The sequence below is a fragment of the Vibrio sp. S/42/10 genome, assembly GCF_029890535.1.
Taxonomy (GTDB): Bacteria; Pseudomonadota; Gammaproteobacteria; order Enterobacterales; family Vibrionaceae; genus Vibrio; species Vibrio cyclitrophicus.
This window is the reverse complement of sequence record NZ_JAKMZC010000003.1, coordinates 1-15,062: the sequence shown is the minus strand read 5'-3', so window position 1 is coordinate 15,062 and position 15,062 is coordinate 1. Positions and strand designations below refer to the sequence as shown.

Here is a 15,062-nt window from a genome sequence, read left to right as displayed (position 1 = left end):
TTGGCATATAAATCATTGGTGTAAGGCCGATTTGCGTTGGTATTGTAAAGAATCATAGTCGTTATTAAAAAAACGGGACTCATAAGAGTCCCGTTTTTTATTGCTTGTTTGCTTCAGCTACCCGTTCGATTTTAATGTCTCGTTTAGTCTTGGTTATCGATGCTAGGCAACGTTCTCAATTGATTGATCTGGGTACTGTGATTTTGAAGCAAGCTTTTCTGGAGAGAAATCGTCAACGTTAATTGTATACAGTCTGTGTTCCTCTGCACTGACAAGCAACGCAGCTTCTTTCTCCGTTAAGATGCCTTTCTCAAGCCCTAATTGAGCGACAAGGTCTAGTCGTAAGAAAGCGCGTTTTTGATGCGTTTCTTTACAAACTTTATCGAACAGTGGCTCAGCTTGAAGAATCACTTCGAGTGCTTTCTCAATCTTACCTACTGGGTTATGTTCAGTTGCTTCTAAGTATTGACCACGGCCGATACGTGAACGTGTTTCGCTCGGCGTTTGAATAATATGCGCTACTTGGCTATCCAGCTTGTCGTTTGGTGCGCGACGAATACGGCCAAATGGCATCAATACAACGCGAAGTAAACGACCAATCACAGGGCTAGGGAAGTTTGCTAAAAAATCATCAATAGCAATTTCTGTCTGTCTTAGGCTGTCTTGCATACCCCAATGTACTAGCGGTAGATCTTCAGCGTGGCTGCCTTCGCTTTCAAAGCGTTTCAGTGTTGCTGAACCTAAGTAGAGTTGGCTCAGGATATCCCCCAGTCTTGCTGATAGGCGTTCTCTGCGTTTCAATGACCCCCCTAAAACGGCCATTGAGATGTCAGAAAGTAGCGCTAGGTTGGCACTGTAGCGGTTTAGCTGTTGGTAGTAGCGCTGTGTCTGTTTATCTGTTTTATTTAATGGTGTTGGTGCATCTGAACCACGACCATCGGTTAAACCAAACCACAAGCTGCGGACTAGGTTGCTCATAGTAAAGCTAACGTGCCCTGCTAACGCTGAATCAAACTTATCAAGCGCATCGCTGCTTTCAGAATAAGCGGCTTCCATTTCGTTAAGTACGTAAGGGTGACAACGAATCGCCCCTTGGCCGTAGATGATCATTGAACGAGTCAGGATGTTTGCACCTTCAACTGTTATGGCGATAGGCGAACCTTGGTAGCCACGTGCTAAGAAGTTGGATGGACCTAAACAAATACCCTTACCGCCGACGATATCCATCGCATCAATGATGCTTCGTTGGCCACGGTGGGTACAATGATACTTAACGATTGCAGAGATAACCGAAGGCTTTTCGCCAAGGTCGATACCTGCGACGGTTAGGTTACTTGCCGCATCCATTACATAGGCGTTTCCTGCTAGACGTGCCAGTGGTTCTTCAACCCCTTCCATACGGCCGATAGGTTGCTTGAATTGACGACGAATGCGAGCGTAAGCGCCTGTAGCTAATGCCGCAGATTTAATGCCACCTGTCGAGTTTGAAGGCAGTGTGATACCACGGCCAACCGACAAACACTCAACCAGCATACGCCAGCCTTGACCTGCCATTTTCTGACCACCAATGATGAAGTCGATAGGCACAAAAAGGTCGTCGCCTTGCGTTGGGCCATTTTGGAACGGAACGTTAAGCGGAAAGTGACGGTTGCCAATCTCAACGCCTTTTAAATCCGTTGGAATCAACGCACAAGTAATACCAAGATCTTGTTTATCTCCAAGCAGACCATCAGGGTCACGTAGTTTAAAGGCTAACCCTAAAACGGTTGCGACAGGAGCAAGAGTGATATAACGCTTGTTCCATGTTAAACGCATTCCAAGTACTTCTTCGCCTTGCCAATCTCCTTTACATACAATGCCGTAATCAGGGATTGAACCGGCATCTGAACCAGCTTCTGGGCTAGTTAGGGCAAAACACGGGATCTCTTTACCTTCTGCCAAACGTGGGAGGTAGTGGTTTTTTTGTGCTTCTGTACCGTAGTGTTGCAATAGTTCACCGGGGCCTAATGAGTTAGGTACGCCTACGGTTGATGACAATACACTAGACACGCCGGTTAGCTTTTGTAGAACCAAGGATTGAGCGTAAGCTGAGAATTCTAAACCGCCGTATTTTTTCTTGATGATCATGGCGAAGAATTTATGGTCCTTCAGGTATTGCCATACTTCTGACGGTAAATCAGCAAGTTCATGTGTCACTTGGTAATCATTGACCATTTCACACACGTCATTAACCGGGCCATCTAAAAATGCTTGTTCAGCTTCAGAGAGTTTTGGATCGGCGATGTTTTGTAGTTTTTTCCATTCAGGCTTGCCTTTGAATAGCTCTGCTTCCCACCATACAGTGCCTGCTTCTAGAGCCTCTTTTTCTGTCTGAGACATTGCTGGTAGAACTTTCTTAAATAGAGAAAGCGCCTTTTGGCTTACTAGGGTTTGACGAATAGTCGGTACAGCAAAAATCGCTACTGCTAATAGATAACAAAGCCAGCCAGTAATCGCGACGCCGCCAAACAGTGTGAGTGCTATCATCGCGCAGGTTAGTACAACTAATGCACGCACCAGACTAACTCTATGGTAAAGACAGACGCCTAAGATGACGGTCATGCCGAGTAGGGAGAGCAATATGTTCATGATCGATTTCCTTTTCAGAGATCACTTATTGTTATTAAGTTTTAGGTAAGAGGTCTAACCAGTTAAGTGTAAACAAAATATTAAATATTTGTAAAACTCTAAATTGGATAAAAAGCGATCTGAATAGAGTTAAAATTCTAATTGTGAGAGGTTGGTGGTGAATATTTGGGCGGATCGACAGTGACTGGTTAATAAAGGTGGCAATCTTTGGGCTTAAGTGTCGACACTATTTCATGTTTGTGGGTAAACTCAGTTAAAAGAGGGAAAAACCCTCAGCTCTCATTTCACGTACTTTAAGTTGCGTAACAAAATATAAGAGATAAGCCTTATGTACCAAGACCTAATCAAAAGTGAATTGAACGAAGCTGCTGACGTTCTTAACAAGTTCTTGAGTGATGACCACAACATCGCTCAAATTGAAGCGGCTGCAAAACTGATTGCCGACTCATTCAAACAAGAAGGCAAAGTGCTTTCTTGTGGTAACGGTGGCTCACACTGTGATGCCATGCACTTCGCGGAAGAGCTTACTGGTCGATACCGTGAGAACCGCCCAGGTTATGCTGGTATTGCGATTTCAGATCCTAGCCATTTATCTTGCGTGAGTAATGATTTTGGTTACGACCACGTATTTTCTCGCTATGTAGAAGCGGTAGGCCGTAAAGGTGATGTGCTGTTTGGTTTGTCGACTTCTGGTAACTCTGGCAACATTTTAAAAGCGATTGAAGCTGCTCAAGCGAAAGGCATGAAAACCATCGCCCTAACAGGTAAAGATGGCGGTAAAATGGCAGGTTGTGCAGACATCGAAATCCGAGTTCCACATTTTGGTTACGCAGATCGCATTCAAGAAGTTCACATTAAGATTATTCATATTGTGATTCAACTTGTTGAAAAAGAAATGGAATAGTCGTTTACAGAGATTTAAAGCACAGCTTAGGCTCTGCTGGTTTTAATAGGGAGTAGATTAAACCATGTGTGAATTGCTCGGTATGAGCGCGAATGTGCCAACTGATATTTGTTTTAGTTTTACTGGTCTGATGCAGCGTGGAGGTAACACAGGTCCACACCGTGATGGATGGGGTATCACTTTTTATGAGGGAAAGGGTTTTCGTACTTTTAAAGATCCTAACCCTAGCTGTGAATCTAAGATCGCAGAGTTGGTTCAAAACTACCCAATTAAAAGCCAGGCTGTTGTCAGTCATATTCGTCAAGCCAACCGTGGTGGGGTTAATCTTGAAAATACTCATCCTTTTACCCGCGAACTTTGGGGAAGATACTGGACTTTTGCTCACAATGGTCAGTTAACAGACTACGATGATCTTATCAGTGGTCGTTTCAGACCGGTAGGTGAGACGGACAGTGAGCTCTCTTTTTGTTGGTTATTAAAACAGCTCGAGGATCGCTTTCCTGAACCGCCTCAAGACATGGAAGGCATGTTTCGCTTTGTTGCTGAGTGTTGTGACCAGTTACGAGATAAAGGTGTCTTCAACATGTTGTTGAGTGATGGTGAGTATGTGATGACGTACTGTACCAATCATTTGTACTGGATAACAAGACGCGCGCCTTTTGGCAACGCGAGCTTAATTGATGAAGACGTTGAGATTAACTTCCAAGAAGAGACCACGCCGAACGATATAGTTACCGTAGTGGCAACTCAACCTCTTACATGCAATGAGGAGTGGTTTAGAATGAAGCCTGGCGAATATGCGCTGTTTCATTTTGGTGAGCTGATAGGTAACAACCATCAAGCGTTAGAAGATGTTGCTTACGCACCTAAAAAAGTTGCGAGCCAAGCACCGACTGAGCCATTGAGCTAAAACCTCCGGGTAGTATTATTTGCTCTGAACAAAAGAGAGGCCGCTTACTGAACCAAAAGATCAGTAAGCGGCCTTTTTATTTGATTTAGTTTTTGACGAACTACTCTTCTGCGTAACCGTGCTTGCCCAATGCTATACCGTCTAAGATCGCTTGCCCGTTTACCATTAATAAACGATCTTCAGCGAACCATTTGCAGACCATCGGATAAATACAGTGCTCTTGGGTGAGGACTCGGCTTGCTAACATGTCAGCATCATCGTCTTCAAAAACTGGTACCTTAGCTTGTAAGATCACAGGTCCGCCATCGAGTTCTTCTGTTACAAAGTGAACACTTGTACCGTGCTCTTTATCTTGCGCATCAATAGCGCGCTGATGGGTGTGTAAGCCGGGGTATTTAGGAAGTAGAGAAGGGTGGATGTTGATCATTTTCCCTGCGTAATGGCGAACAAACTCTGAACTTAGAATACGCATGTAGCCCGCGAGCACGATCAAATCGGGTTGGTAAGCATCGATTTGAACCATCAATTCATGATCAAACTCTTCGCGTGAACCAAAGTTTTTTGGATTAACAGAATGTGCGTTAACACCTGCGGCCTTTGCTCGCTCTAACCCAAAAGCCTCTGCTTTGTTTGAGAACACAGCTTTAACAGAAGCATCAATCATATTGTTATCGCAGGCATCTAAAATTGCCTGTAAGTTACTTCCGCTTCCTGAAACTAAAACAACGATGTTTTTCTTAGAGTGACTGGTTTTATTTGAGTGATTATTTTTCATAGAGTGGGTCATACGATTAGTTAACAGGACTGTTTACAATTTACCTACATAAACTAAGGTTTTCTGCGGGCCAAATAGCAAAATGAGGACCATTAGGTCCTCATTGATTAACTAAATAAGTGAATACATCACTTATTTGATTTCTACTTGCTCTTCACCAGCTTCAGCGTTTGCGATCTCACCGATAACCCAAGCGTTTTCGCCTTCAGCTTTCAGTAGTTCAACAGCTGCTTCAGCTTGATCTTTAGGTAGAGCCACAACTAGGCCTACACCACAGTTGAAAGTGCGGTACATTTCAAATGTTTCCACGTTACCTTTCTCTTGTAGCCAATTGAAGATAGCAGGCCATTCCCAGCTCTTGCCATCAATCACTGCTTTAGTGCCTTCAGGAAGTACGCGTGGGATATTTTCCCAAAAACCACCGCCTGTGATGTGCGAGATAGCATGAATGTCATGCTCAGCAATCATCTTAAGCGCTGACTTAATGTAAATCTTAGTTGGTTCTAGTAGGTGCTCACCGATTGTGCGGCCTTCTAGTTCTTCACTCTTATCAGCACCAGAAACTTCTAGAACTTTACGAATTAGAGAATAACCGTTTGAGTGTGGACCACTTGAGCCAACAGCAATAAGTGCGTCGCCTGCTGCTACTTTAGTGCCATCGATGATGTCAGCTTTTTCTACAACACCAACACAGAAGCCAGCTACGTCATAGTCGTCACCTTCGTACATACCTGGCATTTCAGCCGTTTCACCACCGATTAGTGCACAACCAGCTTGAACACAGCCTTCAGCAATACCAGAAACAACGTCTGCAGCTGTATCTACATCTAGCTTACCTGTTGCGTAGTAGTCTAAGAAGAATAACGGCTCACCACCTTGAACGATTAGGTCGTTCACACACATTGCCACTAGGTCGATACCAATGGTGTCGTGTTTTTTCAGATCCAAAGCAAGGCGAAGTTTAGTACCAACACCATCAGTACCTGAAACCAGTACTGGCTCTTTGTATTTCGTTGGAAGTTCACATAGGGCGCCAAAGCCACCAATACCGCCCATCACTTCAGGGCGACGAGTGCGTTTAACTGCACCTTTAATACGGTCTACTAGTGCATTACCTGCGTCGATATCAACACCAGCGTCTTTGTAGCTTAGAGAAGAAGTATTACCACTCACGGGATAGTCCTCGAACTTAAGTTGGATGTGAAAACGGCGCTATTCTAACAGGGCTTGATTACGAAGAGCAAACGTTTGCGCGGTTTTTTTTATTAGAATAAAGATTCTGAAATAACCACACAGTTCGTGTATAATCTACAGGTTTGTTTAAATATTGCCGGAGTTGGAAATGAAAGTTGTTGAAGTGAAACACCCGCTAGTAAAACATAAAATTGGCCTGATGCGTGAAGGTGAGATTAGCACTAAGCGTTTTCGCGAGCTAGCAACAGAAGTGGGTAGCCTTCTAACGTATGAAGCGACATCTGATTTCGAAACTGAGCGAGTAACCATTAATGGTTGGAATGGCCCAGTAGAAGTTGACCAAATCAAGGGTAAGAAAGTAACAGTAGTACCAATCCTACGTGCTGGTTTAGGTATGATGGATGGTGTACTTGAGCACATGCCAAGTGCTCGTATTAGTGTAGTTGGTATCTACCGTGATGAAGAAACACTAGAACCTGTACCGTACTTCAACAAGTTAGCATCTAACATTGATGAGCGTATTGCTCTAGTTGTTGATCCAATGTTAGCGACTGGCGGTTCTATGATTGCAACTCTTGATCTACTAAAAGAGCAAGGCTGTAAAGTCTTTAAAGTGCTTGTCCTTGTTGCTGCACCTGAAGGTATCGCGGCTCTAGAAAAAGCGCACCCAGATGTTGAGCTTTATACAGCTGCAATCGATGAGAAGCTAAACGACAAGGGCTACATTGTTCCTGGTCTTGGCGATGCTGGTGATAAAATCTTCGGTACTAAGTAATTCGGTTTCAGCTTAAGTGACTCAAACCGTTTCTTAACTCGCTGAATTAGCCGTATTAATAAAAGAGGGAGAGCATTCGACGCTCTCCCTTTTTTGATCTTGTTGGTTTGTGATTCTTTTGAATCTAGCACTACCGATGGATTAATCGATTTGAGCTTTGTCTACCACAGTATTGTCACCTAGCTCTTCTGGAAGTACTAGGTTAAGTAGAATCGCCACGATACCGCACAAGCTTACGCCTTGTAGGCTGAAGTCACCAATACCAAAGGCCATACCGCCAATACCAAAGACTAAAGTAATACCCACAATCACAAGGTTACGTGATTTATGCAGGTCAACGTTGTTCTTGATGAGTGTGTTAAGGCCCACTGTTGCGATAGAGCCAAACAGTAGAATCATGATGCCACCCATTACAGGAACCGGAATCGTTTGAAGTAGTGCGCCTAGCTTACCAACCAATGCAAGAACGATAGCAGTAACAGCAGCCCAAGTCATGATCACTGGGTTGAATGCTTTCGTCAGCATTACTGCACCTGTTACTTCACTGTAGGTTGTGTTTGGCGGAGCGCCCAGCATAGAAGCTGCGATTGTAGCCACGCCGTCGCCTGTGATAGTACGGTGTAAACCTGGCTTTTTAAGGTAGTCTTTACCGGTTACGTTAGAGATAGCAAGCATGTCCCCTACGTGCTCTACGGCTGGTGCGATAGCAACAAACACCATAAAGAAGATAGCGTTGATGTTAAATTCTGGTGCTGTGAAGTTAGGTAGTGCTAACCAGGCTGCTTGAGTGACAGGGGTAAAATCAACGACTCCGTATACTAAGCTCGTTACATAACCCGCTACAATACCACCAAAGATAGGCAGTAGTTTAAGGAAGCCTTTCGAGAAAACACTGATGACAATCGTCACTAGTAGTGAAATAGAAGAGATCCATAATGCTGCATCAGCATCGATAAGTTGCACAGCACCATCACCGGTTTTGCCTAACGCCATGTTTACTGCAACGGGTGCAAGACCTAAGCCGATCACCATGATTACAGGGCCAACCACGACTGGTGGAAGTAGTTTATGGATGAAAGCAACACCTCGAACTTTAATCAATGCGCCCATTAAGACATACACAACACCCGCAGCCATTAGGCCGCCCATTGTTGCGCCAATGCCCCAAGTTTGAATACCAAACATGATAGGTGCGATGAATGCAAAAGAAGATGCTAAGAAGATTGGCACTGAGCGGCGTGTAATCAGTTGGAATAAAAGAGTACCGATACCCGCGCCAAAGAGTGCAACGTTAGGATCAAGCCCAGTTAGTAGCGGCACTAATACAAGTGCACCAAAAGCTACAAACAGCATTTGCGCACCTTGCAAAGCATTTTTCATGTGAAGTCCTTAAATTGGTCGTTATATGAAAAGTGGAAAATAAAATTCGCAGGATTCTATCACTTAGCAATCGATTGCTATACCAAATAGATCAAATTTATTTATCTTAGTGATGTTTGTTGCTATCAAAATAAGAAGAAATACAGTTTACAAGTGAACGATTTATCATGGTCAGGTGATATTTTGTGGTTATTAAACACAGTGGGCGCTATCGACCTTGCCCCCCAATCCATAGTTGCTTATCATCTAGGCACAAGATTTGAATATTAGGATCAGTATGCGCTACATAGCATTTTTGTTAATGGCACTATTAGCCTCTCCGAGTTATGCATTAACTCAAGTAGATATTTTTAGTGCTGAAGTTGCGATTAACGCTGAAAACAAGCAGCCAGAACAAGTGGCAAGAAATACCGGTATGGAGCAGGTATTGATACGTGCGACTGGCCAAACTGATGTTGCATCGAACGAAACCATTCAAAAGGCGATGCGTAAGAGTTCGCAGTACATGTCTCAAATGAGTTTTGGCGAGAGCAATGACCAATCAACATTGCGCATGCGTTTTAACGGTGCTCAAATCCGTTCTCTATTGACCCAAGCGCAGTTACCGTACTGGCCTGATACTCGTTCAAACATTCTTGTTTGGCTCGTAGAAGAAGACAACTACGACAAAAATATTGTGTGGGAACACTCCAACTCACAATTAGCGGCAGGTTTACAAGCTAACGCAAAAGAGCGCGGCTTGCCTCTAACGCTACCTGTGGGTGACTTTGATGATATTACAGGTATTGCGACTTCTGATTTGTGGGGCAGCTTTGTTACGCCAATCAGTAAAGCGAGTCAGCGTTACCCTGTTGATGCTGTGTTGGTGATTAAGGCTCAATCTTCAGGTTTACGTTGGACTTTGTACGATCAAAAGCCGAGTCAATTGACGAGCGCACCAACATCGCCAGTGAGCGGTTCAGTGTCGGGTAACAGCGCTACGACTTCTAAGAAGCTAGTCGACCAAATCAGCAACTACTACGCAGGTAAAAGTGCGGTTACCGTAGCCAGTGAATCTTCGGAATCAATATTAACGCAGTTTATTAGCTTGAATAACGCGCAGGATTTCTTCCAACTGGAGAACGCACTTAAGCGTCTAAATTCAGTTGCAAGTTTAGATATTCTCAAGATTCAAAACAACGAAGTGACGTTCCGAATTCACTTATTGTCGACTCAACAAGAGTTTGAGCAAGAAGTGGAAAGCATTCGCCAAGTCGCAAAGGTTGAAGAATCTTACATTGAACCTGAAGTGAGCCCTGAATTTGAAACGCAAGACAACGCCATGTCTGTAGGCGATGATTCAGCAGCTATTACTGATACGACCCTGAACGATGGCGCAGAAGCGACGGTTAACGAAGCAGACCCAAGTGTTCAAGTCATCAAAGGTAGTAAGTTATCAGCTAAAGCGGATGCTGAGCTAACGAATACGTCTGGCTCGGAAGAGCTAACAGTTGTTGCGCCAGTACATGCTAAGCCAAGTCTAGTATACGAATGGGTTCGCTAGTAATGGTCTACTGACATTGCGGATTGAAATGCATTCATGAAAAAGCCCTGCAAGAGAAATCTCGCAGGGCTTTTTGTTTGTTTATTGTTGCTTTTTCTACTTGTACTAGCTAAAGGTAACCGAACCTAAGTTATTGCTCGAACTTAGCTTTCTCTTTCTTTTCTACTTCAGAAAGACGCTTGAGCTTGATGCCCAACTCTTTTGCTCTAAAACGAGTAAATAAGATATTACCCGCGAACCCTAAGGTAGTCAGGAGTAGTTCTACAGCCGCTAATAATCGCTCACCACCGTCTATATACAAAATAGTTAATGCGTGTAGGAAGTAGAGCATTAAGACGAAATTCGCCCAAGCATGCGTATAAGGTTTGCCTGCTAGAATGCCTGGTAATGGCAGTAACAGTGGTATAGCCCAAGCAATCGCAAGCGTTATATTACTTAGATGAGGGTGCGGCGAAAGTGTCATCTGCCAAGCGACTACCCAGAATAAAAGTGACAAGTTACCCGTTAGCGCAAGGTAGCGAAATAACTTGGTTTTGGGAGACATAGCCTTCTCTGGCATATACATCATTGAGAAATTCCCTTCTGGTTTATGGCGATACGTGCTAAGCGTTTGCCTAGGTTCTGCGCCAACTCAATCTCTTCTTTGCTTAAAGAAGCGCTCTCTCCAGTACTGCTTGCACCGTAAGGTGTGCCGCCGGTTTGAGTGGTGTGTAGTACTGGCTCTGAGTAGGGGATACCCACTAATAACATGCCATGATGAAGCAGAGGCAACATCATGCTTTGCTGTGTCGTCTCTTGACCCCCATGCAGTGATGAAGATGAGGTAAATACGCAACCAGGTTTGTCTATAAGATCGCCATTGATCCATAGTGATGTTGTGCTATCCCAAAAGTGCTTCATTGGCCCAGCCATATTGCCAAACCATACTGGACTACCTAGTGCTAAACCATCGCAAGAACGGAGATCTTGCAAGGTCGCAATAGGATCTGTTGGTTGATAGCGCGAATCAGGCTGCTCTTCTACTGTGTACACGTCGTTCACCGTTCTTAGCATGGCTTCGCAGTTCGGGATGGATTCAACCCCTCGTGCAATCTGTCTTGCTAGAGCTTGAGTATTGCCGTGGCGACTGTAGTAGAGAACAAGGATGTTGATGCTCATATTGGCTTACAAAATCTCTAATACTTGTTCTGGTGGACGACCAATCTTTGCTTTGTTGTTCGCGACAACCACAGGGCGCTCAAACAGTTTTGGATTCTTGGCCATTGCAGAGAAAAGCTCCTCATCAGTCACTGATGTATCAGCCAAGTTTGCTTGTTTGTAGTCAGTTTCTTTGGTGCGCATCATTTCGCGAACACTGTCAAAACCCAGTTGAGTGAAAAGTACTTTCAGCTGCTCGACAGTTAAAGGCGTGTCTAGATACTTGATAACTTCTGGTTGTATACCGTTAGCTTCAAGCAGTTCGAGAGTTTGACGGCTCTTTGAGCAACGTGGATTATGATAAATCACGACAGACATGGTTCTTCCTCATTATTATTTTTGGTTTGATTTTCAGGAGAAGCCATTCGAGTGGCTTCTTCACTGTATCCGTTGAGCTTTCGTTTTCGTTTTGCGTTTACTTGCAGCGAGTTGAGCGATTTACTGTAGCGATAAGAAACGTTCACGCTGAATCATTAATTGGTCAATTCGAGCATCGTAACGCGCTTGTTTTAGGCTACCGAGTTCTGCGATTTGGCTTGCTTGCGTATAGTACTGAATCGCTTTGTTCCAGTTAGCTTGCAATGCCAAAATCTCTGCACGAGCGGCAAGGTCTTCATCGCTGTTACCTAGGTTAATGTTTACCTTTGAAAGCAGATGCCAGCCATTGGTGTCGTTCGGGTTGTCATGCGTGTAACGCTGTAATACGCGAACGGCTTCTTGAAGTTCTTCATTTTCAATTAGCGCATTGGCGTAGTTAATGGTCAGTACTGAGTTATTCGGTTGACGAACCAGTGCTGACTTGAGTTCTTTAATCGCAATTTCAGGCTTTTTTTGCTCGATATGCAGATCTGAAATCGCATCTAAATAAAATAGGTTTGTTGGATCGCTGTTGATGAGCTTGGTTAAAATCGGCGCTGCTTTATCTAATTTGTTAGAATCAAGGTAAACCAGTGCTTGGCCGTATTCTAATGATGGAACCAACGCTTTCGGGGCTTTTTTCAGCTTACGTTCAAACCAATCGAGAGCAGCATCATTATTGATACCCGCGTAGCGTGCAACAATGCGGGCTCTTGCTAGATGGTAATCCAACGAAGGCGCCAGTTTTAGTGGTGGATAGCTACGAGCACGAGCTCGTGAATCTGTGATTCGATCTTCTGGCAATGGGTGAGTTAATAGCATTGGTGGTGGTGTACTCGCATAGCGATATTCATCGGCTAAACGGCCAAAGAAACGCGGCATAGCGTTTACATCGAACCCAGCTTTTGCAAGTGTGTTGATGCCAAATCGGTCCGCTTCTTTTTCATTACTACGTGTGTAGTTTATTTGGCTTTGCATGTTGCCTGCAGTCGTTGCTGTTAGAGCTGCAATACCCGCTTCAGGAGCTGCAATTGCCAATAATACCGAGGCCGCAAGTGCTGCGATGGTCGCTGGGGAACGACGAGCTTGATCTTCCATACTACGTGCTAAGTGACGCTGAGTAACGTGCGCGATTTCGTGCGCTAATACTGAAGCTAACTCACTTTCAGATTGTGCATGCAGGAACAGACCTGAATGCAATGCTACATAGCCACCAAAGAAAGCGAACGCGTTAATGTTGCGGTCACGGATCATAAAGAATTGAAAAGGTGTCTTTACATCGTTCGCGTTCGCGACAAGGCGGTGGCCTAGAGTATCAATATATTGATTTAGAACCGGGTCGTTGACGATAGGCTGACTGCTTCTGATGATGCGCATGTAGGCATCACCATAAATTAGTTCTTGATCGATAGTGAGTGTGCCACCAGCCGCGGTGCCAATATCTGGAAGCTCCAAACTGTTGGTGTTTGCCAACGTTGGGGTGCTTAATGTAGCTGCGATGCATAAGCAAGCAATTGAACGAGCGCGTTTAAACATATTAGTCAGTAATACTCCGTTTCTTCTGACAGTAAGACAAGTGCAATGCAAATTGGTTCTTTATCTGATTTAACCTTTGCCAAGTACGTGCGCTATCATAAAGGAAGATGAATGAATGATGGCGCGTTTTCAAAAACAGATTACAATACGACCCTTATAATAAGCATCGAGCCCAAGAATGACACCTAATATTCTAGATTTACGCCAAGAGCGATGCCCAATGGCGTTATTATTAGCCAAGCGTCACAGTGTAAAGTTAGAAGTAGGCCAATCATTGTCAATTTATGTTTCTGATAACAGCTCGATGAAAGATATTGTTACTTTTTTGTCTAAGCAAGCTTATGTTGTCATGACAGAGGTTTGTTCTAATTACCACCATCTCCTCATCACTAAAAAGGAATCGCAGTCAGATGCTTGAAATGGTCAATCGTTGGTATAAACGACGTTTCTCTGATCCACATGCTGTCAGTTTGGTTGCCATCATTCTATTCGGCTTTATTACGATCTACTTCTTTGGTCATCTCATTGCGCCATTATTGGTTGCTATTGTTTTGGCTTACTTACTTGAGTGGCCCGTTACCCAACTTCAAAGACTTGGTGTGCCAAGAACACCATCGGTGATGTTGGTGATCATGATGTTCTTTAGCCTGATGCTGCTGGCACTGTTTGGTTTAGTACCAACGATTTGGGAGCAAGTGGGCAACCTTATTAATGATATTCCGAGCATGTATGGTAGTTTGCAAAAGTTCATTGCGACGATTCCCGAACGCTACCCTGAATTAGCCAACCTACAGATTGTTGAATCGATCATGTCTAACGCAAAGAACAAAGCGCTAGGTTTCGGTGAAAGCGTAGTGAAAGGTTCTTTAGCATCTCTTGTGAGTTTAGCGACACTTGCGGTTTACTTGATTCTTGTACCGCTTTTGATCTTCTTCTTGCTCAAGGATAAAGAAGAAATGATCAGCATGGCAAGTGGTGTATTACCTAAGAACCGCCGTCTAGCGACTAAGGTTTGGGTAGAGATGAACCAGCAAATCTCAAATTACATTCGCGGTAAAGTGTTAGAAATTCTAATTGTCGGTGGTGTCAGTTACGTAACCTTCGCAATTCTAGATTTACGTTATTCAGCACTGCTAGCGGTCGCAGTCGGTTTTTCGGTTTTGATTCCATATATCGGCGCTGCTGCTGTGACCGTTCCTGTCGCAATTGTTGGCTTGTTCCAATGGGGGCTTGAACCTCAGTTCTACTGGCTGTTACTTGCGTACGGCATCATTCAAGCGCTAGATGGTAACGTGTTGGTTCCGGTTCTGTTCTCTGAAGCAGTGAACCTTCACCCGGTCGCGATCATTGTTGCAGTATTAGTGTTTGGCGGATTATGGGGTTTCTGGGGGGTATTCTTTGCCATACCACTGGCGACCTTAGTGAAAGCGGTTTGGAACGCTCTGCCAAGCCATGCTTTAGAGGATGAGCCTGAGCATCAAAAATAACTGATTTATTATAGAAAAAGGCCGAACATCTATGATGTTCGGCCTTTTTTGCATTCGTTTAATTTGAGTGGGAAACCTAAATAATTAACGCACTCAAATTGACCTTAAGCTTCTTGATTGAAGTAATCTAAAACCACTTCGTGGTGAGTTTTAGTTTTGAACTTATTAAAGACGTGTTCAATCTGACCTTCTTCATCAATGAGGAAGCTAATACGATGTAGGCCATCATAAACCTTGCCCATATTAATATACCCTTGGAAAAACTATAAGACATCTAATTTGACAATTGTTGACAATATCTAATTTTAACAGTGAGTTAGGTTAATTAATGCTCATTTCCCACTCTAGTTGCAGCATCTGTCATAGTTTTTCGCAA

Annotated in this window: 14 protein-coding genes and 1 pseudogene; 6 read left to right on the top strand and 9 right to left on the bottom strand. The window is 43.9% G+C overall.

Going from position 1 to position 15,062, the window contains the following annotated elements:
* Positions 1-162: 162 nt before the first annotated feature.
* Entirely contained in the window at positions 163-2,628 is a 2,466-nt protein-coding gene (fadE, locus tag L8S15_RS04100; protein ID WP_010436551.1) for an acyl-CoA dehydrogenase FadE, read from the bottom strand.
* Between the two features lie 328 nt (positions 2,629-2,956).
* Between fadE and lpcA the strand changes: the two genes are divergently transcribed.
* The gene (gene lpcA / locus L8S15_RS04095) at positions 2,957-3,532 is read left to right on the top strand and encodes a D-sedoheptulose 7-phosphate isomerase (RefSeq protein ID WP_010436554.1); all 576 of its coding nucleotides are present in this window, start codon (positions 2,957-2,959) and stop codon (positions 3,530-3,532) included.
* Between the two features lie 64 nt (positions 3,533-3,596).
* Complete coding sequence (locus L8S15_RS04090; protein ID WP_010436557.1) at positions 3,597-4,442, top strand: class II glutamine amidotransferase; 846 nt, start codon at positions 3,597-3,599, stop codon at positions 4,440-4,442.
* 100 nt (positions 4,443-4,542) lie between these two features.
* On the opposite strand, the gene purN is transcribed toward L8S15_RS04090, so the two are convergent.
* On the bottom strand, positions 4,543-5,217 hold the full coding sequence (gene purN, locus L8S15_RS04085; RefSeq protein ID WP_010436560.1) for a phosphoribosylglycinamide formyltransferase: 675 nt from the start codon (positions 5,215-5,217) through the stop codon (positions 4,543-4,545).
* A gap of 132 nt (positions 5,218-5,349) precedes the next feature.
* The gene (gene purM / locus L8S15_RS04080) at positions 5,350-6,390 is read right to left on the bottom strand and encodes a phosphoribosylformylglycinamidine cyclo-ligase (protein WP_010436562.1); all 1,041 of its coding nucleotides are present in this window, start codon (positions 6,388-6,390) and stop codon (positions 5,350-5,352) included.
* Between the two features lie 169 nt (positions 6,391-6,559).
* Here purM and upp point away from each other — a divergent pair, with 169 nt between their 5' ends.
* On the top strand, positions 6,560-7,186 hold the full coding sequence (gene upp / locus L8S15_RS04075; RefSeq protein ID WP_010436563.1) for a uracil phosphoribosyltransferase: 627 nt from the start codon (positions 6,560-6,562) through the stop codon (positions 7,184-7,186).
* A gap of 141 nt (positions 7,187-7,327) precedes the next feature.
* Here upp and L8S15_RS04070 read toward each other — a convergent pair whose 3' ends face one another.
* Positions 7,328-8,566, bottom strand: coding sequence for a uracil-xanthine permease family protein (locus L8S15_RS04070; RefSeq protein WP_010436565.1), 1,239 nt, complete (start codon positions 8,564-8,566; stop codon positions 7,328-7,330).
* 277 nt (positions 8,567-8,843) lie between these two features.
* Between L8S15_RS04070 and L8S15_RS04065 the strand changes: the two genes are divergently transcribed.
* Positions 8,844-10,109, top strand: coding sequence for a DUF2066 domain-containing protein (locus L8S15_RS04065; protein ID WP_010436567.1), 1,266 nt, complete (start codon positions 8,844-8,846; stop codon positions 10,107-10,109).
* Between the two features lie 130 nt (positions 10,110-10,239).
* On the opposite strand, the gene L8S15_RS04060 is transcribed toward L8S15_RS04065, so the two are convergent.
* From L8S15_RS04060 to L8S15_RS04045, 4 genes are all read right to left on the bottom strand, one after another.
* Positions 10,240-10,677, bottom strand: coding sequence for a DUF2069 domain-containing protein (locus tag L8S15_RS04060; RefSeq protein ID WP_016767573.1), 438 nt, complete (start codon positions 10,675-10,677; stop codon positions 10,240-10,242).
* Complete coding sequence (wrbA, locus tag L8S15_RS04055; protein WP_010436572.1) at positions 10,674-11,267, bottom strand: NAD(P)H:quinone oxidoreductase; 594 nt, start codon at positions 11,265-11,267, stop codon at positions 10,674-10,676. The genes L8S15_RS04060 and wrbA overlap by 4 nt, the downstream gene beginning before the upstream one ends.
* 6 nt (positions 11,268-11,273) lie before the next feature.
* On the bottom strand, positions 11,274-11,624 hold the full coding sequence (gene arsC, locus L8S15_RS04050; protein ID WP_010436575.1) for an arsenate reductase (glutaredoxin): 351 nt from the start codon (positions 11,622-11,624) through the stop codon (positions 11,274-11,276).
* A 120-nt stretch (positions 11,625-11,744) separates the two neighbouring features.
* A complete protein-coding gene (locus tag L8S15_RS04045) occupies positions 11,745-13,199 on the bottom strand; it encodes a M48 family metallopeptidase (RefSeq protein ID WP_016789590.1) in 1,455 nt (484 codons plus the stop codon).
* 178 nt (positions 13,200-13,377) lie between these two features.
* On the opposite strand from L8S15_RS04045, the gene L8S15_RS04040 reads away from it, so the two are divergent.
* Both L8S15_RS04040 and L8S15_RS04035 read left to right on the top strand, forming a co-directional pair.
* Positions 13,378-13,617 (top strand): sulfurtransferase TusA family protein, encoded by a 240-nt coding sequence (locus tag L8S15_RS04040; RefSeq protein ID WP_010436581.1) that lies wholly within the window; start codon positions 13,378-13,380, stop codon positions 13,615-13,617.
* A complete protein-coding gene (locus tag L8S15_RS04035; protein ID WP_010436584.1) occupies positions 13,610-14,686 on the top strand; it encodes an AI-2E family transporter in 1,077 nt (358 codons plus the stop codon). The genes L8S15_RS04040 and L8S15_RS04035 overlap by 8 nt, the downstream gene beginning before the upstream one ends.
* Positions 14,687-14,790: 104 nt before the next feature.
* Here the strand turns inward: L8S15_RS04035 and L8S15_RS04030 are convergent.
* Positions 14,791-14,928: pseudogene (locus L8S15_RS04030) on the bottom strand (thioredoxin-dependent thiol peroxidase); the annotation flags it as partial.
* Positions 14,929-15,062 lie beyond the last annotated feature (134 nt).

Excerpts from the sequence above, each read along its gene's own strand:
- fadE (WP_010436551.1), bottom strand. The coding sequence starts at position 2,628 with ATGAACATATTGCTCTCCCTACTCGGCATGACCGTCATCTTAGGCGTC.
- lpcA (WP_010436554.1), top strand. The coding sequence starts at position 2,957 with ATGTACCAAGACCTAATCAAAAGTGAATTGAACGAAGCTGCTGACGTT.
- L8S15_RS04090 (WP_010436557.1), top strand. The coding sequence starts at position 3,597 with ATGTGTGAATTGCTCGGTATGAGCGCGAATGTGCCAACTGATATTTGT.
- purN (WP_010436560.1), bottom strand. The coding sequence starts at position 5,217 with ATGAAAAATAATCACTCAAATAAAACCAGTCACTCTAAGAAAAACATC.
- upp (WP_010436563.1), top strand. The coding sequence starts at position 6,560 with ATGAAAGTTGTTGAAGTGAAACACCCGCTAGTAAAACATAAAATTGGC.
- L8S15_RS04070 (WP_010436565.1), bottom strand. The coding sequence starts at position 8,566 with ATGAAAAATGCTTTGCAAGGTGCGCAAATGCTGTTTGTAGCTTTTGGT.
- L8S15_RS04065 (WP_010436567.1), top strand. The coding sequence starts at position 8,844 with ATGCGCTACATAGCATTTTTGTTAATGGCACTATTAGCCTCTCCGAGT.
- L8S15_RS04060 (WP_016767573.1), bottom strand. The coding sequence starts at position 10,677 with ATGATGTATATGCCAGAGAAGGCTATGTCTCCCAAAACCAAGTTATTT.
- wrbA (WP_010436572.1), bottom strand. The coding sequence starts at position 11,267 with ATGAGCATCAACATCCTTGTTCTCTACTACAGTCGCCACGGCAATACT.
- arsC (WP_010436575.1), bottom strand. The coding sequence starts at position 11,624 with ATGTCTGTCGTGATTTATCATAATCCACGTTGCTCAAAGAGCCGTCAA.
- L8S15_RS04045 (WP_016789590.1), bottom strand. The coding sequence starts at position 13,199 with ATGTTTAAACGCGCTCGTTCAATTGCTTGCTTATGCATCGCAGCTACA.
- L8S15_RS04040 (WP_010436581.1), top strand. The coding sequence starts at position 13,378 with ATGACACCTAATATTCTAGATTTACGCCAAGAGCGATGCCCAATGGCG.
- L8S15_RS04035 (WP_010436584.1), top strand. The coding sequence starts at position 13,610 with ATGCTTGAAATGGTCAATCGTTGGTATAAACGACGTTTCTCTGATCCA.